Source organism: Pedobacter vanadiisoli, assembly GCF_042684385.1.
Taxonomy (GTDB): Bacteria; Bacteroidota; Bacteroidia; order Sphingobacteriales; family Sphingobacteriaceae; genus Pedobacter; species Pedobacter vanadiisoli.
Genome location: NZ_JBHULL010000008.1, coordinates 485,013 through 508,047 on the forward strand (window position 1 = coordinate 485,013; position 23,035 = coordinate 508,047).

Genomic DNA, 23,035 nt, shown 5'->3' on the forward strand with positions numbered 1-23,035 from the left:
GAAATCCTTTAAACTTGTTTAATAGATTTCTCCATTCCGCTGCGCTCCAGTCGAAAGGACGACCAGTTTAGGAGATTATGCTTCTTGTAGATTCCCAATTGCCTTTTGCAAGAAATTAGGTAAAATAACACTTTGCGTAAGCACAATCCTTGCCGGATCATCTAAACTGTTCAGCATATCGAGGTATTTTTGTTCTCCATGCATTTCAACGATAGATTTTTTCTTTTCTTCCTGTAATAAATACATTTTCATGCCTACCGGATCGGCTTCGGGGTGGAACTGTGTTCCGATAATTTCATCAGAAAAGCGGATCGACATCATACACCGTTCTAAATCAACATGTTTGCGTTCTTTTTCTATGGCTAATAATTTTGCGCCTTTTTGCTCAAAAGCAGCAAAATCAGGCTCGATCACTTGCCAATCTCTGCTGTCGACTGAAAAGAATGGATTGGTAATGCTATTAAAAATTTCATCCTGTTCTCCATCTTCAGTCAAATTAATCGGGAAAATGCCAAAAGCATTCGACCGTCTTTCGGTTACATTGCCCAATTCATATTTTCTACAAGCCAATTGGAAGGAATGGCAGATCAAAAAAACGTATTTTTTTCTTTTGTTGGTCTTATGGTTAAAAGCCTCTATCTGATCTAAGAGATTAAAGAAATCATTTTCCCATTGCTCGCCTTTACTTTCAATGGGGCTACCCGGACCGCCACTGGAAATGTAAGCATCGTAACCCATTCCGGGTATTTCTCCTTTTTGCCTTAAATCAAAAATATCAAAGCTTAAATCAATATTGTTTTCATTTCTAAAACGGGATAAAATTTCCTGAATTCCCCGCATACCCTGATTAGGTGCGCCGTTATTCATGTCAATAACAGCTACCTTTAAGCTCCTTTTATCCATTGTAAAATTACTTTGCGCCTATAAGTGTTTGAGTGGTAATGTAATCTACCACGGCCTCAAAGTTACCAGTTTGCTGGTAAACAGCCAACTGTCTGTCGGCACCGGTACCATGTTCTAATATTTTATGTACATAATTAATGTCGTCACGGCAACCTAAATCATCAACTACATCATCTACAAAATCCAGTAATTCTAAAATCAGGTTGCGACAGTTAACTTCCATTTCCTTGCCGAAATCGATCAGGTTACCATCAATACCATAGCGGGCGGCGCGCCATTTATTTTCGTTGATCAATGCCCTCGAATAACTGATAAACTCCATATTCTGCAGGCGCAGTTTATATAATTTAGCACATAGTGACTGAAATAGTGCCGTAAATGCCATGGTTTCCTCGATTAACATCGGGCAATCGCAAATGCGGAACTCAACGGTATCGAAAAATGGATGGACACGGATATCCCACCAAATTTTCTTGGCGTTGTCCATGCAATTGGTTTTAATCAACAGCTTTACATAATTATCATAATCTTCTATGCTGTTAAAAATATCAGGAATACCGGTACGCGGAAATTTATCAAAAATTTTAGTCCTGAATGACCGGTAACCTGTGTTTCTGCCTTCCCAAAAAGGCGAATTAGTTGATAAGGCAAAAACGTGAGGTAAAAAATACCTCACCTGATTTGCAATGTGGATGGCCAGTTCTCTCGATTGAAAACCAACATGCACATGCAGACCAAAAATGAGGTTGGAGCGGGCGGCTTCCTGCAACTCGTTAACAATTTCATTATAGCGGGGATGTTCGGTAATAAGCTGTTTTTCCCAGTGCGAAAAGGGGTGTGTGCCAGCAGCGCCAATTCTTAAACCTTGCTCTCCGGCCAGTTGCGATACGGTATAACGCAACTGTGAAATCTCTTTCCGTGCTTCAGTGGTATTTTTACAGATTCCGGTACCAACTTCTACTACCGCCTGGTGCATTTCTGCTTTAACCTGGTCTTTATGTATTTTTTGTGCGGCCTCCACAATTTTTTGGTCGTGCGAAGTAAGCTCTCTGGTCACGGGATCAATTACCATGTACTCTTCTTCTATACCCAGCGTAAACTCATTCATATTAATGTTGATTAGAATTTAAATCCCAGTTATTTTTTTGGTGCCGTTTTTTTGGGTTTTGCCAGAGCTTTTTCTGCCGTTGGTGCTTTTTTGACCGTTGTGGTTTTAGTTGTTTTAGATGGTGCATTGGCAATTAAAGGTTTATTGCCAACGGAGGCTTTAATGTACTCGCCCCAGGTTAAGTTATCCTGACCATTTTTTTGTGCTTTTGCCCTTTCAATAGCGTAATTGGCTGTGGTTTCCACTACCCAGTCAAAATTTTCCTGGCCGACACTTTTTATATCTGCATCGGGTGCCGGATTACAGAAATCAATCGCAATAGGCACACCATTGCGCACAGCAAATTCTACAGTATTAAAATCGTAACCTAAATATCTGCATAATTTTAAAGTGTATTCCTCTACTTTTTTAAGCAACTTAGGGTCGGGCGATTTTGACTCGGTTGCATAACGCAAATGATGGGGATTGCGCGGATCGTACTGCATAATACGCACATGTTTGCCCCCGATACAATAACACCTGAAATATTCTTCGAAAATGATTTCTTCCTGTAAAAGCATTACCAGTTGCTGTGTACCGCTGTGTTTATTAAAAAAATCTTCTTTATCGTGCAGTTTATAAACATCTCTCCAGCCACCGCCATCATAAGGTTTCATGTAGGCCGGAAAACCCACATACTCAAAAATGGCATCCCAATTTAATGGCATTTCGAGGTTTGAGAACGATTCTGATGTAGTTCCGGTTGGGTGCTCCCTCGAAGGAATTAACGCAGTTTTAGGTACGGGAACGCCAATTTGTTCGGCCAGCGCATTATTGAAAAATTTTTCGTCAGCACTCCACCAGAAAGGGTTGTTAATCACAGCAGTTCCGGTAATGGCTGCATTTTTTAAAGATGCACGGTAAAATGGCACATCCTGCGAAATCCGGTCGATAATTACCGAATAACCTAAGGGTACATTCTGAAATATTTTGTCGATTTTAACCGCTTCGGCAGTGATCCCCTTTTCTGCTTTTTGATTAATCCTTTCAATTACGGCTTCAGGAAAAGAACGTTCCTGCCCAAATAAAATCCCTATTTTCTTCATCGGTATAATTAAGTTTAATGTTTAACTGGTTAATCGGTTAATTGTTTGACGATTGTAGCTTAAATCGGCTTGGGATTAAAACTAAAGTTGCGCAATATAATTCGGGAACATTTCTCTCCAGATGGGCCAGTCGTGATCGGCATTTTGCCTGATATCCAGCCAATGATCGATCCCTTTCTGCCTTAAGATGCCGGATAATCGTTCGTTATCCGGCCGGCACATATCTCGGTCGGTAGTGCCCAGCACAATTTTCATGTAATGCAGTTCGGGGTTGCTGTTGTTCAAAAGGTAATCGACAGGGTTGTTGAAATAAACATCGTCATTATAGAAGCCATCCAATTGTCCTGAAATATCAAAAGCGCCGCTCATGCTGAACATGTGACTCACCAGCCAGGGATGCCTGAAAGCAAAATTTGCTGCATGGTAGCCTCCGAAACTACAGCCTGCCGTAATAATTTTGTTGTGTCCGGTTTCGTGCCGTGCCAATGGCGCAACTTCTTCCAATAAATACTTATCGTACCAGATGTGGTTCTTCACCCGGTCGGCAGGATGGATACTTTTGTTGTACCAGCTCAATTTGTCAACACCATCAGGGCAATAGATCTTAATTTTTCCCTCATTGACGAATCCTTCTACCGAATCGATCAGTCTGAAATCCTTATTTTCAAAATATCGCCCCATGCTTGTGGGGAACAGCAGGATGGGAATACCACTGTGACCAAAGATGAGCATGTCGATTTCGCCACTTAGATTAGGGCTGTACCATTTCTTATGTTCTTCTTTAACCATAATAAAAATTGAATGATTTAAGGTATAAATTAAAATCTACAAAAAGAATAGCTAAGGCAGTAAAATGAAGCAAATTAAGAGCATATTGTAAAAATTAACCTATGATAATTAATAGTTTACGGAGATTTGTACCTTTGCAGCCTCATTCTGAGGCGATAGCCATGTGATAGGGGATTTTGATTATGATGTACACCACAATTTTATCGGTAAAAGTTAGTACCAGCAGCTTTAAAATACCTTCAGCTTATTTAAAGCACGAAGTAGAAATAGATATTTATACACCTGAAGGTATTTTAGGAAACGAAAAAATAGAACTTTTACTATTAAACGATGGCCAGGATGTGGCCAGAATGGATTTTAGCCGGATTTTGGAAGATGCGCATCATGGTAAGAGAAATCATAGACTGGTTGTTGTGGCCATTAAAGCATCAGAAGACCGTTTAATAGAATATGGTGTTGCCGGAGTACCCGATTTTAAGGGCCGGGGTGCCAAAGCACAGGCTTACAACGATTTTGTAATCAAAGAACTGCTGCCTTTTGTAAAAAAGAAAATTGCAATGCCGGTTTCGGGCAAAGTAGGTTTTGCCGGCTTTTCTTTAGGCGGTTTATCTGCTTTTGATATTGCATGGAACAATCCCTCGGTTTTTGATGTTACTGGTGTTTTCTCCGGCGCATTTTGGTGGAGGAAAAAGGATTTGAATGACGGCTATACCGATGCCGACCGCATTATGCATACCAAGATTGAAAATTCCACCACCAAACCTGATATGAGATTCTGGTTAATGACCGGAACGGAGGATGAAAAGGCCGACCGGAATAAAAATATGATCATCGATTCGATTGATGATACGATTGATATTGTAAAAATCCTTCTGGATAAAGGTTATAAAAGGCCTGGTAATATTTTTTATTATGAAAAAGTTGGGGGTAAGCATGATGTACCCACCTGGGAAAGCGTAATGCCGGCTTTTTTGGATTGGGCATTTGGCTATTAGGCTTAAAAAAAACTTTTCCCTGGTTATTTTTTCTTAATTTTTGAAATCCGCTGGCCTATAATTTTGGTTGGTTTTTCCATGTCTTTTATAGCAAGGGCTATTGCATCTTTAATCAGTTGCTTTACAGCTTCGTTTCTATAGTCGTTAGGGTGTTTAACCGGAATATGCCTGATGAGGTTTCCTGTTCCGGCCAGCAGTTGCTGCGGATCTTTTAATAGTGTGCCTTTGTTAAACCCAAGGTTTAAATGATTGCTGTAAATCGGGATCATGCAGAACGAATCGCTAAGTTTATCTGAAATGGAAAATACCGTTGTAAGTGCATGGGTATGATAAAGCAATTCGTTAGCTTCAGGATGGAGCTCCAATATAAATGTACGTAAATCGTAAAAAAGGTTGATGAGTTCTTTCTCCTTGAAATTTAATAAATAGCCAAAATCAGGGTGTATGGGTTTAACTCCTGCCATTTTTACTTAGTTTAACTGCCCGGGTGTTAAAATTAACGAATTTTTACAACAATGTGTAAAGCAAACCATGTAAACGTTTTACGCCTTTCTGCCCTTTAAACTATCTGTATTTAATAAAAATGCCTGTGTCAAAAATTGTCCAAAGGCAGCTTCTTTGCCCGCAAGCCTTTAGTGCGGCATTTGCCCAGGTATTGCAGGTTTTAAAAATACTGTAACTGCCTTTAGCTTCATAAAAAGCATCACCTACATCATAGTGAATGTTCGATTTGACCTTGATCAGATGCCCTTCTTTATTTTTTTTAAAACTATTTAAGATGTAATGGATCAGCTGTTGGTATTGTGCTTTACTGATCATAATTTTTTTACAGCTTGCATCTTCCTGTATATTTTGGTAATAGGTAGTGTGCATAGCTGACGAGCTTAATCCGGAAATTGCCCTCAAACCATTGCTAAGTTTCAGGTCAGAAAATTGGGGTGTTTCGAGGTAGAATTTTTTATCGCCCCAGCCCATGGCCAGGTACCGATAAGTGCTATCGGCCGCTAAAGTGTTTTGATAACGGATTTCTTTCGTCCAGTTTAGCTGTGCGGTAACTGCAGGTACTACAATATCCGTGTGTATACCATTCGTCATAATGTAAATTGCAATTTCTTTTGGATTTGTAGGATTGGGGTTTACGGTTATCCGTGAGGCGCAAAAAGCGGTGAGGAAATAAACTCCGATCAAAAGGATAAAAACGGTACAAAACCTACCTGTGTATTTTAAAAACCGTTTATTCATGCTATCCTGGTTATTTTATCTTTAATACAAAATGAATGTTTTTGGTAACCCAAACGCTTAATATTGATTTTGTTGATACCGGCATCGAAAAACATGATTTTTTATGACTGTCACTTCTCCCTAATTTTACAATATGATAAAGGGACTATTTGAAACACATATTTACGTAACAGATCTGGAAAGATCGATAGATTTTTACAGCAATGTTTTGGGTTTAACACAATGCCATTACGAAGAAGAACGCAGGATTGCATTTTTCTGGATCGGCAAACCGCAGGAAGCCATGCTGGGTATCTGGGAAAAACCAAAGGATGAAATCGATATCAGGCATTTTGCATTCAGGTGTGAGGTAGCTGATGTGCTCGATAAATCAGTTAGTTTTTTAACACAACATCATCTGAAGCCTTATAATTTCTTAAAAAGTGATGATGCTGCACCTATGGTATTTGCCTGGATGCCTGCTGTAGCCATTTATTTTAACGATCCCGATGGGCATGCGCTCGAATTCATCGCGATTTTAGAAGGTGAGGCTAAACCAGATTTAGGGGTAATTTCTTATCAGGACTGGTTAAATGCAGGTATTTAAATGTAATCTTATATAAAATTGTCAATCCTGAACTTGTCGGAGACGTATCATACACCGCTTAAAGTATTTCGATACTGCGTCAAGCTCAATACAGGCAAAGCTCAATGTTGCAAAGTTCGCGGGCAAATGGCTTAACCGGCGAAACGCTGCAATGCTCCGGCTGTTGATGCCAGGAAATTAATATGCTTGCCTTTATTGCTTTCGTAAATAAAATCTTTAATGCTCTTGCTTTGGTATGCGCTAAAATCGCCCACAATAGCCAGGCTTACACGGTAATTCGAAAATTTTTGAAGTATTTCACCTGCTATCCCGTTTTTCAGGTCGAAGAAATCTGGTGTGATATTTTTCTTGTCGATAATGATTTTATCAAAACCCTGGTAATATAGATTTCCTAAAAGGTCCAGCCCATCTTCGGCATTATTGATGATCATTTCTTCCGAAATAATTTCAGCAATGTTGATATTGTTTACAGTGTGTGTCTCTATTTTCATTGTAGCTTTCATATTTAAGGGTTATGGCTGGCAAGTTACAAATTCTATTTTTTAAGAATCTTTCCTGTGCAAAGAAAACAACTGTTTGCGTTTATGTTTGAAAAAGAGATAATTGCAACATTATCATAGCATTAAATAGTAGCTCTTATAGTAGAAAATCCATTTCAAAACACTATCTTTGCGCCAAATTTGAGGCGCATTTTATGCAAAAGATTAGAAATATAGCTATTATAGCACACGTTGACCACGGAAAAACTACCTTGGTTGATAAGATTTTACACTCTTGTTCTATTTTTCGTGACAACGAACAAACAGGAGAATTGATATTGGATAACAACGATTTAGAGCGCGAACGTGGTATCACTATCGTATCTAAAAACGTTTCGGTGAGGTATAAAGATGTAAAAATCAATATCATCGATACTCCTGGTCACGCGGATTTTGGTGGTGAGGTTGAGCGTGTTTTAAAAATGGCCGATGGTGTACTTTTGCTTTGTGATGCTTTTGAAGGAGCAATGCCTCAAACGCGTTTTGTAACGCAAAAAGCTTTGGCACTGGGTTTAAAACCAATTGTGGTGGTAAACAAAGTAGACAAAGAAAACTGCCGTCCTGAAGAGGTTTATGAGCAGATTTTCGAATTGTTCTTCAACCTTGAGGCTACAGAAGAACAATTGGATTTTCCGGTTATTTATGGTTCATCTAAACAAGGATGGATGAGTACAGACTGGAAAGTGCCTACAACTGATATTTTCCCGTTGTTGGATGCCGTTGTGGCTAATATTCCACCTGCACCAATAAATGAAGGTACGTTACAGATGCAGATTACCTCGTTAGATTATTCTTCTTTCGTAGGTCGTATTGCAATTGGCCGTGTTCACCGTGGTACAATTAAAGAAAACCAACCGGTTACTTTAATTAAACGCGATGGCAAAATTGTAAAATCAAGGGTAAAAGAACTTTATACTTTTGAAGGTTTAGGAAAAGTAAAAGCTACAGAAGTAAGCTCTGGCGATATCTGTGCTGTGGTAGGTATTGATGGTTTTGAAATTGGTGATACTATTGCTGATTTTGAAGCACCAGAACAATTACCGGTAATCAGCATTGATGAGCCAACAATGAACATGTTGTTTACCATCAATAACTCTCCTTTCTTCGGTAAAGAAGGTAAACTGGTAACTTCTCAGCGGATCAAAGATCGTTTGATTAAAGAGATGGAAAAAAACCTGGCATTGAAAGTTGTTGAAACTCAAGGTGCCGATTCATGGTTGGTATATGGCCGTGGTATTCTTCACTTATCTGTATTGATTGAAACCATGCGACGTGAAGGTTATGAATTGCAGGTGGGTCAGCCACAGGTTATCGTTAAAGAAATCGATGGTAAGAAGCACGAGCCGGTTGAAACTTTAATTGTTGATGTACCTGCAGAAGTTTCTGGTAAAGTAATCGAATTGGTAACGCAGCGTAAAGGTGAGTTATTGATTATGGAACCAAAAGGCGATTTACAACACTTAGAGTTCGAGATCCCTTCGCGTGGTATTATCGGTTTGCGTAACAACGTTTTAACCGCTACAGCAGGTGAGGCAATTATGGCACACCGCTTCAAAGCTTACGAGCCTTGGAAAGGAACCATCCCTGGCCGTTTAAATGGTGTGTTGATCTCAATGGATAAAGGTACTACTACCGCATATTCGATCGATAAATTACAGGATAGAGGCCGTTTCTTCGTTGATCCGGGAGTTGATATTTACGAAGGACAAATTTTGGGAGAGCACATCCGCGATAATGATTTAGTGATCAACATCGTAAAAGGTAAAGCTTTAACCAACATGCGTGCATCAGGAAGTGACGATAACGTACGTATTGCACCAGCCATTAAATTCTCTTTAGAAGAGGCAATGGAATACATCCAGGCCGATGAGTATATCGAGGTTACGCCGGTAAGTATGCGTTTACGTAAAATCTTCTTAACAGAGCAGGAACGTAAAGTTAAAGGAAAGCAGTTCGCTTAAGCCCTTTAACCATAAATAAATAATTAAGCTCCGATATAAATCGGAGCTTTTTTGCGTTTAAGCGATAAGCGTTTTAATAAAAAAACAATTTTGTGGCAATTGATCGTTTATTCAACTGTACCTTTGCCCATTATACCAAACATTATAATTTAGTGATTAATAAAGGGTTATCCAAGGCGGGTATAGTTTTACTGAATTTACTCTCTCTCTTACCGCTATTCATTTTATACCGATTGGCAGATGCTTTTTATGTGCTGATTTTTTATGTTTTCGGCTACCGAAGAAAAGTGGTTAAAGAAAACCTGCTTAACGCATTTCCTGAAAAAAGTGTTACTGAACTAAAGTCGATCGAAAAAAAATTCTATAAGTTTCTGGCCTCGCTTTTTATTGAGGTGATCAAAATGAAGAGTATCTCTAAAAAAGAACTTCATAAGAGGGTTGTTTTTAAGAATGCAGATCTTGTTGAAGCCTACCTTCAAAACCAGGAAAGTGTAATTTTGTGTTCAGCACACTTTGGTAATTATGAATGGGTTTGTATGGCCATCGGTTTAACATTTTCCGGCGAACATTACCCCATTTACAAGCCGTTGAGCAGCGATACTTTTGACAATTGGTTTCTGGATATGAGGAGCAGGTTCGGTAACCGCATGGTATCTATGCGCCAGACCTTAAGGGCTATACAAGCCAGTAAAAATGAAGCGACCCTGTTTACTTTCGGAAGTGATCAGGCACCCTCAAAAGAAGATTCGACCTATTGGACAACGTTTTTAAATCAGGAATCTTCGATTCAACTGGGCGTAGAAAAGATTGCTAAGAAAACCAATCGTCCGGTTTTTTACCTCAAAATTGATACTGTAAAAAGGGGATATTACGAGGTGGATTGTGTTCCGATCTGTTTAAACCCGGCTGAAACCACCGAATTTGAAATTACCGAACTGCATACCCGTTTCTTGGAAGACATGATCAAAGAGGCACCTGCTTATTGGTTGTGGAGTCACCGCAGGTGGAAATATAAACGCCCGCCAAAACGTGTTGAAACGGTATCTAAAGATCAGGATATCTTGGATGCGATGGTATAATCCATTTACCTGAAATTAAAAACCTAACATTTTTGTGGCACAATTTTTTGAATTGCTTTTTAATTTAGCATTTCAACTGCTTATATATGATAAAAAAGGGAATTTCCTATTTGGGAATATTTTTTTTAGGCGTATTATCCCTGTTCCCACTGTCTGTTTTATACATTTTAGCCGATGGAGCCTATCTGTTGCTTTATTTTGTTTTCGGCTACCGGCGTAAAGTGGTGCGGGAAAATTTATTGAACGCGCTTCCCGATAAAACGTTAGAAGAAATTGTGCTTATCGAAAAACGTTACTATCGCTACCTGGGATCATTGATATTCGAAATTATTAAGATGAGTAGCATCTCCAAAAAAGAAATAGAAAAGCGTTTTGTTTTTAAAAATAAAGAACAGGTTCAAGCTTATTTAAACCGTGGTGAAAGTATACTCGTTTGTTCGGCCCACTACGGTAACTGGGAGTGGGGCACATTGGGTATCGGACTCAATTTTGTTGCAGATCATTACCCTATTTATAAACCTTTATCAAACCCGACATTCGATAACTGGTTTAAAAAAGTAAGAAGCAGGTTTGGAAATAAGCTCATTGCCATGCGGCAGACCATGCGCGCTTTACAGGCCAGCAAAGGCAAACCCAGCATCTTTAGTTTTGGGAACGACCAGGCGCCTTCTAAAGATGAGTCCCATTACTGGACTACTTTTTTGCACCAGCCCAGTTCGGTACAACTGGGGATAGAAAAAATTGCTAAACGTACGGGTCAACCGATATTTTATTTTAAGATAAATGTGCTTAAACGGGGTTTTTATAGCGTAGATTGTATTCCGTTATGTTTAAACCCGGCTGAAACCGCTGAATTTGAAATTACCGAACTGCACACTCGTTTTTTAGAACAGATGATTAAAGACAAACCGGAATATTGGTTGTGGAGCCATAAAAGATGGAAATATAAACCAAAAACGGCAACTGCATTTATTGATAATGAAATGTTAAAACAGGCATAATATTTATATTTGTGAATATTCTGCCTTTAAATGAAAACGTTCAAAAAAATATTATTGCTGCTGATCTATGCATTCTTCTTATCATTGTTTGCCTTATTTCTTTGGAAACCGTACCTCTTAAAGGTATTAAAATACAGGACACCAAATGCCGAAACCTATAAAATTTTCCCACAGGAAATTTCGCATAAAAGCGATTCGGTCTTTCATTTTACCAGGGCGGCAAAAGCACGCAATGATTTAGACACTTTACATGTGCGGGATGGAAATAACCGGATGATTCCGTTAAAGACTTACTTAAAAAATGGGCAGGTTAATGCCTTTATCGTGATCAGGAATGATAGTGTGCTGTACGAAAGGTATGATAAAGGTTACAGTGATAGTACTTTAAGTACCATATTTTCGGGAGCAAAGAGCATGATTTCTATTATGATTGGGCAGGCATTGGCCGATGGTAGTATTAAAAGCCTTAATGATAAGGTAACAAGATATATCCCTGAATTAAAATCGAACCCCGCTTTCGAACAGATTACTTTAAAAAACCTGTTGGATATGAAATCTGGACTAGAGTTCAAAGACGCATTGGGCGGGATTGTAAAAGCATTTTTTTCTGACGAAGCCAAATATTATTATACTGATGATATGCAGGCTCAATTAATGAAAGTAAAATTGGTTAACAAACCTGGTACGGTTTGGGTATATAAAAGTATCGATCCGATTTTATTGGGTTGGGTTCTGAAAAAAGCAAGTGGCAAATCGGTCGCCAAGTATTTCGAAAGCCACGTATGGAAACAGATCGGGGCCGAATATAATGCAACCTGGGGACTGGATCAGGTAAATGGTTTAACAAATACTGCAAGCCGTTTTCAGGTAACAGCAATAGATTTAGCTAAAATAGGTCGCCTGTATTTGAATAAAGGTAGGTACAATGGCAATCAGGTTGTTCCTGAAAACTGGGTAAATCAATCAATCAATATTGGTAGCGAAATACCCGCATCAGCAAAGGGATGGCAAAAATCTGCTCATCATTACCTTTGGTGGATCCCTCAGGAAGGTGATAAAGGAGATTATGCTGCTGAAGGGATGTTGGGGCAGAGGTTATATGTTGATCCGAAAACAAATACCATTATTGTGCAGTTTGCCGACCATGGTGCGGGTAATTATCCTTACCGGAAAATCAGCAGGTATTTAAGTGGCTTACCTTTTAGTTATCCGAAGAATTAACTGCAAAGTATGCTATGTAGCTTTTACTCCGTGTCTTTTGCGTAAAACTTGGTGTCCTTTGCAGTAGGAAAAGAAAGGAGCCATGTTTTTGCGGCTAAATTTTTAAAAATGTACATTGCCCTTGCATGGAAAATAACGATGTAAAAATTTCAAAAAAGAAACCGATTTTTCCGGTTACGCCTGCCCTGCAGAAATACCTGCGTACCTACCAGCGCGAAGCGAAATTGCCGATCGGCTACAACGATCTGATGCAGTTTAATGAAGCCTTCCCGTTAATGGATAAATTTGGTAAAGATTCACTTTGGGAAGGACCTATTTATGCCCAGGATTTAATCGGACTCTTACACGAAGGCTTAAAGGAAATTTATGCCAATTTAAAGGCATCTGGTAACCTGCGGATTGTAGAGCATAAATACATCGATAAAATTGAATACTGCACATTTGGCAATACACATCCTTTCCGCATCAGGATTGTAAACCGACTGAATGATGTTTACGATTATTTTTATATCAAAAAGGCTGATGCGTCGCGTATATATGGATTGGAAATGGAAGAGATCCTTTCTCCCAATCAGGTAAATTACCTGGTTGATGGCGATACTTTGGTGGAAGAACATATTGCCGGTATTCCGGGAGATGTTTTTACCAAAGGACAGTTGTATACGCCAGAATTTAATCCTACCCGTATTGCCAAGGAGTTTGTGAAGTTTAATGAGCGCTGTTTAATTATGCTTTTGGGCGATATGCGTGCGTATAATTTTGTGGTACAGATTACACCTGATTTTGATGATATCCAGTTCCGCATTAGGGCAATAGATTTTGACCAGCAGTTTTACGAAGGGAATTTAAAGGTTTACCTCCCACAGTTTTTTAAAGAAAATCTGCCGTACGTAAAAATGAGCATGGAACAATTGACGGAGAAAACGGTACTGCAATACCAGCAGGAAGAACGCTCATCGATTGTGCACCGGGTGAGGAGTGAACGGCACCGATTAACGGATCTTCGCGATGTTTCGAACAAAGAGGAACTTACCACACCGGAAAATATCGCTTTGCTTAAACAGGGTATGAGTGATTATTTTAAAGATACAAATTACCTGAGGTGCAGAACCATGACCGATATTATTGAATTGAACATTAAAAATATCATCAGGCAGGTTAAATTGTAATTGACTTATCAGTGATGTAAGATGTTACCATCCGCACAAAAAAGACTAAAATAAAAACGACGGGCAATTTGCCAGCCGTTTTTGAGTGAATCTAGAAAGAGCGTCCAAAGTTTTTAGGCGTGCTGCCCTTCATGAACACCTTCGGCAAATTCCTCCACAATTTTATCGTTAAAAGCAGGTATATCTTCCGGCGTACGGCTGGTAACCAACCCTTGGTCTACAACAACTTCCTCATCTGACCATATTGCCCCTGCATTAATCAGATCCTGAGAAATGTTTTTTACAGAGGTTAATTTTCGGCCTTGAACCACATCAGCATTGATTAATGTTTGCGGACCATGGCAAATGGCTGCCACTGGTTTTCCATCGGCAAAAAACGATTTTACGAAAGACAGTGCATCTCCGTTAATCCGTAGCTGATCGGGGTTAATTACACCACCGGGTAAAAGCAATCCATTATAGTCATCGGCATTTGCCTCGGCAATGGTTTTATCTACATCAACTTCTATAGACCAATGATCATGATCCCAGGCTTTTATTTGTCCACTTTTTGAGGAGATAATGTGAACCGTAGCTCCTTCTTCCTTTAACCTTTTTACTGGCTCGGTTAATTCAACTTCTTCAAATCCGCTTTCTGAAAGTACAGCAATGGTGCGGTTACTTAATTGTCCCATAATCTTTAATGTTTTTAATAGGTGATATATTAAAGACAGCTGAGAAAAATTATTGTTTCAGAAATCTGAGATTAGGGAATAATCTCCAAGGTTGTTGATTGATTTATCTGGTAGTTATAGAAGGCCTCATAAATTACCCTGCTCGCAATTGTTTTAACTGGAATGGCATCTTTAAAGCTCTCCAATGGGTATTTCATCTGAAAACAGGTACGCGATTTGTTTTTTTTAAATCCGATTTGCTTAAGCACGTTTATTGTAGATTTAATAAAATAATTGCTAGCCAGGATATCCGCGAATGGGGTTAAACGGATAATGATTTGATTCTTTTTGGTCGAAAATTTCAGATAAAGGTTTTCTTCTTTACGCAGGTTAAAAATGAAAGCACTGATTTTATTTTCAACAAGGTTAAATACAGCATCGTCAAATTCCTGCCCATCGTTAAAATAACCTGGTGTGAAGTTGTTTAATTGTTCAAGTTCATGATTAATCTTTTCGAGTTGAAAGGCATAATAATCTTTAGCTAACCCATTCCTGTCCATTTCGGCAAAAAAATCGGATCTTCTTTTCAGCTGTTCCTTTTCCTGTAAATGTGGATCAATAAACAGTTCGATTGTTCTGATCTGCTGTTTGATCCTATTCAGGATTTTAGATTTAAGATAAACAGCTTTATAATCATGATCAATTTCGTCTTCTTTGATTAAAGATTCTATCAGTTCTTTTTCCTGCTTATAAATAGAGAGTAGTTCGTTAATTTCCTCATTCATAAGCTAGTCGTTCGTTCTGCGGTGTTTCACAAAATATAAGGCTAAATTGACAGCAATAACCATATGGTTAAAGATGTTGGGTAACAAACCATAATATTTGGTAAAGATTTTAAACCGTTCCTTTAAGCTTTCGCGGTGTTTTTTCTTACTCATGCCACCTACCAGGTATTTGGCTACATAACGGTTAACATTAACAATATTAGATGCCTTTTTAGCTGCTTTAATAATCCAGTCGATATCTGAACTGTATCTATAGGTTAAATCATAAGGTGTAACAATGCTACGGCGGATATAAATGGCCTGGTGACTGATGCTCATGCCATATTTAAAACTGGTCCAGTCAAATTCTTCGGGTGCTTCATGCCTTCTGCGGCCTAAACTTTCCCAGTTATCATTGTACATTTCAGTTTCGCCATAATAAATATCGGCACCCGGCGAGCTCGCAAAAATATCCTCAACGGTTTTGGGATCGTAGATTTCATCGCCCGAATTCATGAAAAGTACATAATCGCCTGTAGCCAGGGCTAAACCTTTGTTCATGGCATCGTATATACCCTTGTCGGGTTCAGATATGATTTTCGAAATCTGATTCTTGTACTGTTCAACCACTTGTAGTGTGCCATCGGTCGAAGCGCCATCAATAACGATATATTCAATGTTTTTGTAGGTTTGATTTAAAACCGATTTTATTGTGCGTTCTATATCACGAACGTTATTATACACAATGGTGATGATTGTTAGCTTTGGCAAGAGTTGGACTTTTTGGATCGGAGTAAATTTAATAAAGATTACTCAAATTTTGGCTGATGAAATTAAAATGAAATTTGGTAAACATTTGTATTGTTGAATGGATATTTACACATAAAATCAATGTAAATGATTGCTTTTATTTAGGCTGTAAATCAACCAATGTTTCATAAAGATGGATGTGTTCTGCGGCAACAACCTCTTCCGAAAAATCGGTTAAAATGCTTAACCTTGCTGCTTTTTGGATTTCCTCTTTATTCGGGCGGTGATAAAGCCACTCTATGCCATTTGCCAGGTCTTCTGCATTCTGGTATTCGGCCAGGTAGCCGTTCTGCATGTGTTTCACCATATCCGGAATGCCACCTGTGGTAAAGGCAATTACCGGTGTGGCGCATGCTAAACTTTCCATTACCGTATTAGGCAGATTATCTTCAAGAGAAGGGGTGATAAAAGCATCGGCTGCAGAATAACATTTTGCCAAATGGTCGTCTTTATTAATGGTGCCCAGAAAAGTGGTTTTAAAAGGAAATTCGGGCATTTCGACATTCTCCTTATTCCCAAAAATAACCAATTCAATATTTTCTTTCTGTATTCCGGTGCGGCGGGAGAGGATTTCCAGTGCTTCGATCAGATAAGGGGTTCCTTTGTGTTTATCATTTTTGGAGGGCATAAAACCACTCATCAGTACAAATTTATCCGGATTGATCTTCAGGATTTTTTTGGCTTCCGATTTAACGTAAGGTTTGAAAATTTTTGTTTCGATGGTATTCGGGATAACAGTGGCTTTCCTTGTGCCAAGCAAACTGCTGAATTTTATTGATGCGGCCATCCATTTACTGGGTGCCACGATATGGAAATTCAATTCGGTGTAAGCTTTTTGTTTGCGCAGCCAGGTCTTGTGCGAAATATCGTTTTTACCACTGATTTTTAAAATGGGGCAGTTACCGCATTGATGATGAAAGTTTTCGCATCCGTAACGCACATGGCACCCACCGGTAAACGCATTACTGTCATGAAAAGTCCATACAATCGGTTTTTCCAGTTCATCCAGCTGCGCTAAAAATTTAGGGTTAAGAAAGCCATGGTTAATCCAATGTATATGGATAATATCGGCATTTTTAACATCGGGATGGTGAATTACCGAACGGCCGAACCATTGCAGGCTAAATGGTGTTTTTACCGATTTACTTAACCATTTGGCGAAATACCTTTCCGCCAGGATATTATAAACCGCCTTTGCCTTTTGGATTGGCGATTTGCTAAAGGTATCTATCTTTGGGTTTTGTCCAAATTTATAGTAAACCAACACTTTCGAATCGATTCCACTAGCCTTTAGGGCATCACTTAAACGCAAACAGGCACGCCCTGCTCCGCCATTTCCATCGTAGGTATTTAGGTGTACTACTTTCAAATCAATCAAAAATACATTTTATTGTTTACGAATATAAAATCTGTTGCGTATTTTGAGGCATCCAAAGCCAAACAAAATAAATTATGATCAAATTCCTGTTAAAACGGCTAATCGCATTAGCTTTTTTTGTGCCTCTTTGCTCTTTTACCCAAGGCCAAACCTATTTTGCAGCATACCCTGCTTTAACGCCCGATGCGCAGACAATAGTATTCAGTTATGATGGGGATATCTGGAAAGTTCCGGTTAAGGGAGGAGTAGCTTCAAGGCTCACAGCCATGCAGGGCGAAGAAATTAACCCTAAAGTATCTCCAGATGGCAAATGGATAGCCTTTTCTTCCAATCAGTTTGGAAATTACGACATTTACGTAATGCCTTTGGCAGGAGGCGATATCAAACAGTTAACATTTAATGATGCATCTGACGAAGTAGATAACTGGAGCTGGGATTCAAAAACCATCTATTTTACCTCTGGCCGGTACAATTCGTTTTCGAGTTATAAAGTAGGGGTAAACGGAGGTACAGCCGTTCGCCTGTTCGATAATTATTTTAATACTACCCATCATATTGCCGAGTCGCCAACGGGAGAACTGTTTTTTAATGATACCTGGGAGAGTTACCGTTTTCCAAACCGCAAGCACTATAAAGGCGCATATAATCCCGATAACCAATCATACAATCCAAAAACGAAAAGTTATAAACGGTATACTGATTATATAGGAAAGGATTTCTGGACCAGTGTTGACCAAAAGGGTAATGTATTTTTCGTTTCGGATGAGGGCAATGATGAATACAACCTTTATACCTTTATCAACGGAAAAAAAACGGGTCTAACCAATTTCGATACTTCCATTAAACGTCCTTTTGTTTCGGCCAATGGAACAACCGTTGTATTCGAAAAAGATTACCAGTTATATACTTACGATGTAGCTTCTAAAAAAACTGAAAAAATCAATATCAGTACCACACGCAATCAGGTGTTGAGCAAAGAGCAGGAATATGATGTACGTGGCAATATTTCGGCATTCGATGTTTCTACAGATGGGAAAAAGATGGCTTTTATTTCGCGTGGCGAAGTATTTGTGAGTGATGCCGACGGAAAGTTTATCCGTAAAATTACCAATAGCGGCGAACGTGCTTTAGAGTGTAAGTGGCTGGCCGATAACAAAACAATTTTATTCAGCCAAACGGCTAACGGTTACCAGAACTGGTTTACCATTACCGGTGATGGAAAAGGGGCGATAAAACAGCTTACAAAAGATAAAGCAAATGTGCGTGATATCACCTTGAATAAAACCAAAACCATGGCAGTGTATTTAAGTGGTAGAAATGAACTTAAACTCATGGATCTTAAAACTTTTGATGCTAAAACTTTGGTAACCGATGAATTTTGGGCGATACAGAGCTCGTCGCCAAGTTTTTCGCCAAATGACGAATATATACTTTTTACGGTGTACCGGAATTTTGAACAGGATATTATGGTGCACCACATTAAAAACAATAAAACAATTAACTTAACCAATACCGGTGTTACAGAAACTGGTCTGGCATGGTCACCAGACGGTAAGTATATTTTTTTTACCAGCGCCCGTACCAAGCCGTCCTATCCGACAGGAATGCAGAATGCGCATATTTACCGGATGGCATTGAACAATTATGATGATCCTTACCGTTCTGATAAGTTCGATGATCTGTTTAAAGAAAGCAAGCCAGCGCCGACGGATGTTAAGCCTATAGTGCTTGAAAATAAAAATGACAAAAAAACAAAAACCGATACGGCTAAAAAGAAAAATGAAGTTAAGCCTACACCTAAGCCAGCCGATGTAATTACCATTAATACGCAGGATATCCTTGACAGAATAGAATTGGTTGGCCCTTCATTTGGTGGCCAGTATGGAACAGATGCTTTTGCCAAAGGCGATAAAACCTATGTGTTTTATTCATCTAACCATGAAGGAGGGGCGCCAGGCCTTTACCGTACTACAATTGAACCTTTTGAAGCCAATAAAACCGAAAAAGTTGCCGATGGTGGCGATTATTTGATTGTCTCATCGGGTGATAAATTCTTTGTTTTATCGAGGGGTGTTATCAATAAATACAGCCTGGAAGGCAATAAGCTTGATAGGATAGATCATGGTTATAAATTTACCAGGAACCTGAATGCCGAATTTAACCAGATGTTTTACGAAACCTGGGTAGGTTTGGACGAAAATTTTTACGACGAAAAATTTCATGGCGTAGACTGGGATAAAATGAGGACACGCTATGCTGCATATCTGCCTTATGTAAATAACAGAAGCGACTTAAGAGTTTTATTGAATGATATGCTGGGCGAACTGAATTCTTCGCATATGGGCTTTAACAGCGCAGGCGCTGAAGAGCGCAAAAACCTTACATATATCACTAATGAAACAGGGATTATTTTCGATAATGAAAATCCTTTGAAAGTAGAACGTATTGCGGCTAAAAGTAATGCTGCGCGTACTGGAACAAAAATTTTAGCAGGAGATATTTTAACAGAAGTAAACGGGGTTAAGGTAGATGAGAAAATAGACCGTGATTATTATTTCAGCAAACCTTCGCTCGACCGCGAAATGACTTTAACGTTTAAACGCGATGGAAAAGATGTTTATGTAAATGTACATCCTGAAAGTTCAGGTGCTTTACGCGGAAATCTTTACGATGAGTGGATTACCAAAAACCACCAAAATGTAGATAAGTGGAGCAATAACCGTATTGCTTATTCTTATATGAAAAATATGGGTAGTGGCGAACTGGAAACCTTTTTGCTGGATATGGTTGCCCAGGAAGAAAACAAAGAAGCTATAATCCTCGATCTCCGTTATAATACCGGCGGGAACGTACACGATGATGTACTGAAATTCCTTTCGCAGCGCCCTTACCTGCAATGGAAATACCGTGGGGGTAAATTGGCTCCGCAAAGTAATTTTGGCCCGGCTGCAAAACCGATTGTGTTACTCATTAATGAGCAATCGTTAAGTGATGCCGAAATGACTGCAGCTGGTTTTAAACAGTTAAAATTGGGGAAAATTATCGGTACAGAAACTTATCGATGGATTATTTTTACCTCGGCTAAAGGCTTGGTTGATGGATCTTCTTACCGTTTACCATCCTGGGGCTGCTATACCATGGATGGCAAAAACATAGAAAAAGAAGGAGTAAAACCCGATATTTTTGTGAAAAACACTTTCGAAGACCGTTTGGCCAATAAAGATCCTCAGCTTGAAAGGGCGGTAGCTGAAATTTTGAAAGATCTGAAATAGGGTTAATCGGTTACTGTTTAAATCGGTTATTCGGGTATGGTGCAAAAATATTGTTTTATTGTCGGATTGTTATATTGTAGCATATCCAACAATAAAATAAAGCAATTGAGCAATAAAACAATTTAACAATCCAGCAATGCAAACCTTTCAACTTTAATATACTTTCCGTTTCTTTGAGCTTGGAATTATTTAAAACATGGCAAATTTATTAACCGACAGGGCTTTTTGGGTAAATTATTGGGAAAGTAAAAAAGGACTTGCGGTTCAGTTACCCTCAAATTATTTATTCCATCGTCAGCTTGCTGATGTTATCCAAAAAGACCACGTTAAAACTGCCATCGAACTGGGAGGTTTCCCTGGTTATTATGCCGTGTTCCTGAAAAAATATTTTAAGCTTGATGTAACCCTATTGGATTATTTTGTTCATCCACCTGTGGTAAAAGAGCTTTTGGAGAAAAATGATTTAACTGAAAAAGATATCCAAATCATCGAAACCGATCTTTTTAACTACACACCTGAAAAACAATATGACTTGGTACTAAGCTGCGGTTTAATAGAGCATTTTAACGATACTGCCGATATTATTAACCGTCATATTGCCTTTGTAAAGCCAGGTGGAACACTGTTTATTACATTGCCGAATTTTAAGGCTCTTAATGGCTGGTTCCAGAGGAATTTTGATAGAGAGAATTATGATAAACATAATATCGATAGCATGGATCCGGCATTGTTGAAATCGATATGCGAGCGAGCCGGTCTTAAAGAGGTAAAATCAGGTTATTTTGGCCGTTTTAGTGTCTGGTTAGAAAATGAAGATCAAAAATCGGCTGTTGTACGTTTATTCAAAAAAGCAGTTTGGCTGACCGGAAAAATAGTTACCAAGATTATCCCATTTGAGAGTAAAAATCTATCACCTTATATTATCTTAGTAGCGAAAAAAATCTAAAAACGCTATGTCAATAAGTTGGGGGTACTCGCCTAAAATTGAAAAATATATTCCTTTAGCCGATTTTCCGGCAGATAAGTATTTAATTGTTGCCAAACAGGCCATCGAAAATCTGGGTTGGAGCCTGAGCCATGTTTCCGAAACCGGTTTAATTGCCTATACGCCAATATCCTTTCAATCGTACAGTGAAGAAATATCAATACGTATCCATGGAAATTTTGCCGTGGTAAAGAGTGAATGTGTTGGTATCCAAATGCTTTTTAATGATTATGGCAAGAATGATCAGAACCTGGAGAAATTTTTTCACGAATTTGAATATGTAGAATTCCACCTGAAAGATGTTTGGGAAGAGAATCTGTTTAAATTCCACCGGTTTATCGAAACACAGGATGATCATTATTTCGAAAAAGCACCTTTGGCTACGAAAAATAAGATCAAAAATGTATTATTCCTATTTTTCCCTCAAAAAGGCTACACTGTAACACCTATTCTGGTACTCATAAATGTCTTTTATTATATAGCGCTTGTTCTTTTCTCAATAGTTTACCTTAGGTATCAATTTGTAAAAAACGGGAATAACTATAATCCCGATTTTATAGAAGAACTCAAAAAGATCGCATTAAATTTTGGCGTTAACCAGCGCAATCTGGTGCTTGGGGGCGAATACTGGCGTTTAATCAGCTATCAGTTCATCCACGGATCTAAATCGCATTTATTTTTTAATATGTATGCCCTGGTTTACCTGGGTTTGATGATAGAAAATAAACTGGGCTGGAAGAAATACCTCTTTATTTATTTGATGAGTGGTATTTGTGGCGGCTTGGTGAGTTTGATTTTTCACCAGGAAGGCGTGATGATGGGTGCTTCTGGGGCTATTATGGGTTTGTATGGCGCTTTTATAGCTTTATTGATTACCAAAACTTTCGAACCAAAGGCTACCAAAGCATTGTTAGTAAGCACCTTGATTGTTTCTCTGTTGGTGCTTATCAATGGGGCGTTTGGGAAAAGGGTCGATAACGCGGCACATATGGGTGGTTTTGTTTCTGGTTTTATCTTTACCTACCTGCTTAACTATAAATGGGATAAAACTTTCGAAGTTAAAACCTGGGCCAGATATGCGGTATCAGTACTTTTATTTTTAATTTTTTTTAGTGGAGTGCTTCATTTTAGCCCGAAATACGGGACAGAGGAGTATCGCAAATTAAGGGATACTTTTAACGGTAATATGGGTTCACTCAATGGCATTATGAATTTGAAAATCTCTTTGCCTAAAGATGTTAAACTCGCTTCTATTAAAGAAGATGGTATCATACCCATGGAAAGAAACCTGGTCATCATTAAGCAAATGCAGGCCCTGAATTTAAGGCCTGAAGATGCTGAAGAACGCAAGGAGAAAATAAAATTAAGCAAGGCATCCCATCGTGCTGTAATGCTGATGTACCGTGATATTAAGGCCGACAGTTCTTATCGCTATAGCAAAGAAACTTCTAATGCATTGGCAAAAGTATTCGAGATTATTTACAAGCCGGAATAA

General features: G+C 38.8%; 21 protein-coding genes. 10 read left to right on the forward strand and 11 right to left on the reverse strand.

The genetic code is table 11. The features are described 5' to 3' along the window. Positions 1-75: 75 nt before the first annotated feature. The 4 genes from ACFSR6_RS10770 to ACFSR6_RS10785 all read right to left on the reverse strand — a co-directional run bounded on the left by ACFSR6_RS10770 (position 76) and on the right by ACFSR6_RS10785 (position 3,885). Entirely contained in the window at positions 76-903 is an 828-nt protein-coding gene (locus ACFSR6_RS10770) for a type 1 glutamine amidotransferase (protein ID WP_379078529.1), read from the reverse strand. 7 nt (positions 904-910) lie between these two features. Further along, the gene (locus ACFSR6_RS10775) at positions 911-2,011 is read right to left on the reverse strand and encodes a carboxylate-amine ligase (RefSeq protein WP_379078531.1); all 1,101 of its coding nucleotides are present in this window, start codon (positions 2,009-2,011) and stop codon (positions 911-913) included. A gap of 29 nt (positions 2,012-2,040) precedes the next feature. Further along, positions 2,041-3,096: an ATP-grasp domain-containing protein gene (locus tag ACFSR6_RS10780; RefSeq protein ID WP_379078533.1), complete on the reverse strand. Its 1,056-nt coding sequence runs from the start codon at positions 3,094-3,096 to the stop codon at positions 2,041-2,043. A gap of 81 nt (positions 3,097-3,177) precedes the next feature. Further along, a complete protein-coding gene (locus tag ACFSR6_RS10785; RefSeq protein WP_379078535.1) occupies positions 3,178-3,885 on the reverse strand; it encodes an esterase family protein in 708 nt (235 codons plus the stop codon). Positions 3,886-4,067: 182 nt separating this feature from the next. On the opposite strand from ACFSR6_RS10785, the gene ACFSR6_RS10790 reads away from it, so the two are divergent. After that, positions 4,068-4,880, forward strand: a complete 813-nt coding sequence (locus tag ACFSR6_RS10790) for an alpha/beta hydrolase (protein ID WP_379078537.1) — start codon at positions 4,068-4,070, stop codon at positions 4,878-4,880. Between the two features lie 23 nt (positions 4,881-4,903). Here ACFSR6_RS10790 and ACFSR6_RS10795 read toward each other — a convergent pair whose 3' ends face one another. Together ACFSR6_RS10795 and ACFSR6_RS10800 are read right to left on the reverse strand one after the other, a co-directional pair. Further along, a complete protein-coding gene (locus ACFSR6_RS10795; RefSeq protein WP_379078539.1) occupies positions 4,904-5,344 on the reverse strand; it encodes a DUF1801 domain-containing protein in 441 nt (146 codons plus the stop codon). A 100-nt stretch (positions 5,345-5,444) separates the two neighbouring features. After that, positions 5,445-6,122 (reverse strand): TIGR02117 family protein, encoded by a 678-nt coding sequence (locus tag ACFSR6_RS10800; protein WP_379078541.1) that lies wholly within the window; start codon positions 6,120-6,122, stop codon positions 5,445-5,447. A 133-nt stretch (positions 6,123-6,255) separates the two neighbouring features. Here ACFSR6_RS10800 and ACFSR6_RS10805 point away from each other — a divergent pair, with 133 nt between their 5' ends. Further along, complete coding sequence (locus tag ACFSR6_RS10805; RefSeq protein WP_379078543.1) at positions 6,256-6,708, forward strand: VOC family protein; 453 nt, start codon at positions 6,256-6,258, stop codon at positions 6,706-6,708. 131 nt (positions 6,709-6,839) lie between these two features. On the opposite strand, the gene ACFSR6_RS10810 is transcribed toward ACFSR6_RS10805, so the two are convergent. Beyond that, complete coding sequence (locus tag ACFSR6_RS10810) at positions 6,840-7,199, reverse strand: DUF4180 domain-containing protein (protein ID WP_379078544.1); 360 nt, start codon at positions 7,197-7,199, stop codon at positions 6,840-6,842. A gap of 203 nt (positions 7,200-7,402) precedes the next feature. Here ACFSR6_RS10810 and typA point away from each other — a divergent pair, with 203 nt between their 5' ends. From typA to ACFSR6_RS10835, 5 genes are all read left to right on the forward strand, one after another. Next, entirely contained in the window at positions 7,403-9,208 is a 1,806-nt protein-coding gene (typA, locus tag ACFSR6_RS10815) for a translational GTPase TypA (RefSeq protein WP_379078546.1), read from the forward strand. A 92-nt stretch (positions 9,209-9,300) separates the two neighbouring features. After that, complete coding sequence (locus tag ACFSR6_RS10820) at positions 9,301-10,287, forward strand: lysophospholipid acyltransferase family protein (RefSeq protein ID WP_379078548.1); 987 nt, start codon at positions 9,301-9,303, stop codon at positions 10,285-10,287. Between the two features lie 86 nt (positions 10,288-10,373). Continuing rightward, a complete protein-coding gene (locus tag ACFSR6_RS10825; protein ID WP_379078550.1) occupies positions 10,374-11,288 on the forward strand; it encodes a lysophospholipid acyltransferase family protein in 915 nt (304 codons plus the stop codon). Between the two features lie 30 nt (positions 11,289-11,318). Then, positions 11,319-12,509 (forward strand): serine hydrolase domain-containing protein, encoded by a 1,191-nt coding sequence (locus ACFSR6_RS10830; protein WP_379078552.1) that lies wholly within the window; start codon positions 11,319-11,321, stop codon positions 12,507-12,509. Positions 12,510-12,634: 125 nt separating this feature from the next. Continuing rightward, positions 12,635-13,678: a hypothetical protein gene (locus ACFSR6_RS10835; protein WP_379078554.1), complete on the forward strand. Its 1,044-nt coding sequence runs from the start codon at positions 12,635-12,637 to the stop codon at positions 13,676-13,678. Positions 13,679-13,791: 113 nt separating this feature from the next. On the opposite strand, the gene ACFSR6_RS10840 is transcribed toward ACFSR6_RS10835, so the two are convergent. The 4 genes from ACFSR6_RS10840 to ACFSR6_RS10855 all read right to left on the reverse strand — a co-directional run bounded on the left by ACFSR6_RS10840 (position 13,792) and on the right by ACFSR6_RS10855 (position 17,283). Next, the gene (locus ACFSR6_RS10840) at positions 13,792-14,352 is read right to left on the reverse strand and encodes a type 1 glutamine amidotransferase domain-containing protein (protein WP_379078556.1); all 561 of its coding nucleotides are present in this window, start codon (positions 14,350-14,352) and stop codon (positions 13,792-13,794) included. Between the two features lie 71 nt (positions 14,353-14,423). Then, a complete protein-coding gene (locus ACFSR6_RS10845) occupies positions 14,424-15,116 on the reverse strand; it encodes a hypothetical protein (protein WP_379078558.1) in 693 nt (230 codons plus the stop codon). 3 nt (positions 15,117-15,119) lie between these two features. Continuing rightward, positions 15,120-15,866, reverse strand: a complete 747-nt coding sequence (locus tag ACFSR6_RS10850; RefSeq protein ID WP_379078560.1) for a glycosyltransferase family 2 protein — start codon at positions 15,864-15,866, stop codon at positions 15,120-15,122. Between the two features lie 136 nt (positions 15,867-16,002). Then, complete coding sequence (locus tag ACFSR6_RS10855; protein ID WP_379078562.1) at positions 16,003-17,283, reverse strand: glycosyltransferase; 1,281 nt, start codon at positions 17,281-17,283, stop codon at positions 16,003-16,005. Between the two features lie 74 nt (positions 17,284-17,357). Here ACFSR6_RS10855 and ACFSR6_RS10860 point away from each other — a divergent pair, with 74 nt between their 5' ends. From ACFSR6_RS10860 to ACFSR6_RS10870, 3 genes are all read left to right on the forward strand, one after another. Continuing rightward, complete coding sequence (locus ACFSR6_RS10860; protein ID WP_379078564.1) at positions 17,358-20,555, forward strand: S41 family peptidase; 3,198 nt, start codon at positions 17,358-17,360, stop codon at positions 20,553-20,555. Positions 20,556-20,751: 196 nt separating this feature from the next. Further along, complete coding sequence (locus ACFSR6_RS10865; protein WP_379078566.1) at positions 20,752-21,501, forward strand: class I SAM-dependent methyltransferase; 750 nt, start codon at positions 20,752-20,754, stop codon at positions 21,499-21,501. 7 nt (positions 21,502-21,508) lie between these two features. Further along, positions 21,509-23,035 (forward strand): rhomboid family intramembrane serine protease, encoded by a 1,527-nt coding sequence (locus tag ACFSR6_RS10870; protein ID WP_379078568.1) that lies wholly within the window; start codon positions 21,509-21,511, stop codon positions 23,033-23,035.

What these genes read in the sequence shown, in the direction of transcription:
- ACFSR6_RS10770 (WP_379078529.1), bottom strand. Translation starts at nt 903, where the DNA reads ATGGATAAAAGGAGCTTAAAGGTAGCTGTTATTGACATGAATAACGGC.
- ACFSR6_RS10775 (WP_379078531.1), bottom strand. Translation starts at nt 2,011, where the DNA reads ATGAATGAGTTTACGCTGGGTATAGAAGAAGAGTACATGGTAATTGAT.
- ACFSR6_RS10780 (WP_379078533.1), bottom strand. Translation starts at nt 3,096, where the DNA reads ATGAAGAAAATAGGGATTTTATTTGGGCAGGAACGTTCTTTTCCTGAA.
- ACFSR6_RS10785 (WP_379078535.1), bottom strand. Translation starts at nt 3,885, where the DNA reads ATGGTTAAAGAAGAACATAAGAAATGGTACAGCCCTAATCTAAGTGGC.
- ACFSR6_RS10790 (WP_379078537.1), top strand. Translation starts at nt 4,068, where the DNA reads ATGATGTACACCACAATTTTATCGGTAAAAGTTAGTACCAGCAGCTTT.
- ACFSR6_RS10795 (WP_379078539.1), bottom strand. Translation starts at nt 5,344, where the DNA reads ATGGCAGGAGTTAAACCCATACACCCTGATTTTGGCTATTTATTAAAT.
- ACFSR6_RS10800 (WP_379078541.1), bottom strand. Translation starts at nt 6,122, where the DNA reads ATGAATAAACGGTTTTTAAAATACACAGGTAGGTTTTGTACCGTTTTT.
- ACFSR6_RS10805 (WP_379078543.1), top strand. Translation starts at nt 6,256, where the DNA reads ATGATAAAGGGACTATTTGAAACACATATTTACGTAACAGATCTGGAA.
- ACFSR6_RS10810 (WP_379078544.1), bottom strand. Translation starts at nt 7,199, where the DNA reads ATGAAAATAGAGACACACACTGTAAACAATATCAACATTGCTGAAATT.
- typA (WP_379078546.1), top strand. Translation starts at nt 7,403, where the DNA reads ATGCAAAAGATTAGAAATATAGCTATTATAGCACACGTTGACCACGGA.
- ACFSR6_RS10825 (WP_379078550.1), top strand. Translation starts at nt 10,374, where the DNA reads ATGATAAAAAAGGGAATTTCCTATTTGGGAATATTTTTTTTAGGCGTA.
- ACFSR6_RS10830 (WP_379078552.1), top strand. Translation starts at nt 11,319, where the DNA reads ATGAAAACGTTCAAAAAAATATTATTGCTGCTGATCTATGCATTCTTC.
- ACFSR6_RS10835 (WP_379078554.1), top strand. Translation starts at nt 12,635, where the DNA reads ATGGAAAATAACGATGTAAAAATTTCAAAAAAGAAACCGATTTTTCCG.
- ACFSR6_RS10840 (WP_379078556.1), bottom strand. Translation starts at nt 14,352, where the DNA reads ATGGGACAATTAAGTAACCGCACCATTGCTGTACTTTCAGAAAGCGGA.
- ACFSR6_RS10845 (WP_379078558.1), bottom strand. Translation starts at nt 15,116, where the DNA reads ATGAATGAGGAAATTAACGAACTACTCTCTATTTATAAGCAGGAAAAA.
- ACFSR6_RS10860 (WP_379078564.1), top strand. Translation starts at nt 17,358, where the DNA reads ATGATCAAATTCCTGTTAAAACGGCTAATCGCATTAGCTTTTTTTGTG.
- ACFSR6_RS10865 (WP_379078566.1), top strand. Translation starts at nt 20,752, where the DNA reads ATGGCAAATTTATTAACCGACAGGGCTTTTTGGGTAAATTATTGGGAA.
- ACFSR6_RS10870 (WP_379078568.1), top strand. Translation starts at nt 21,509, where the DNA reads ATGTCAATAAGTTGGGGGTACTCGCCTAAAATTGAAAAATATATTCCT.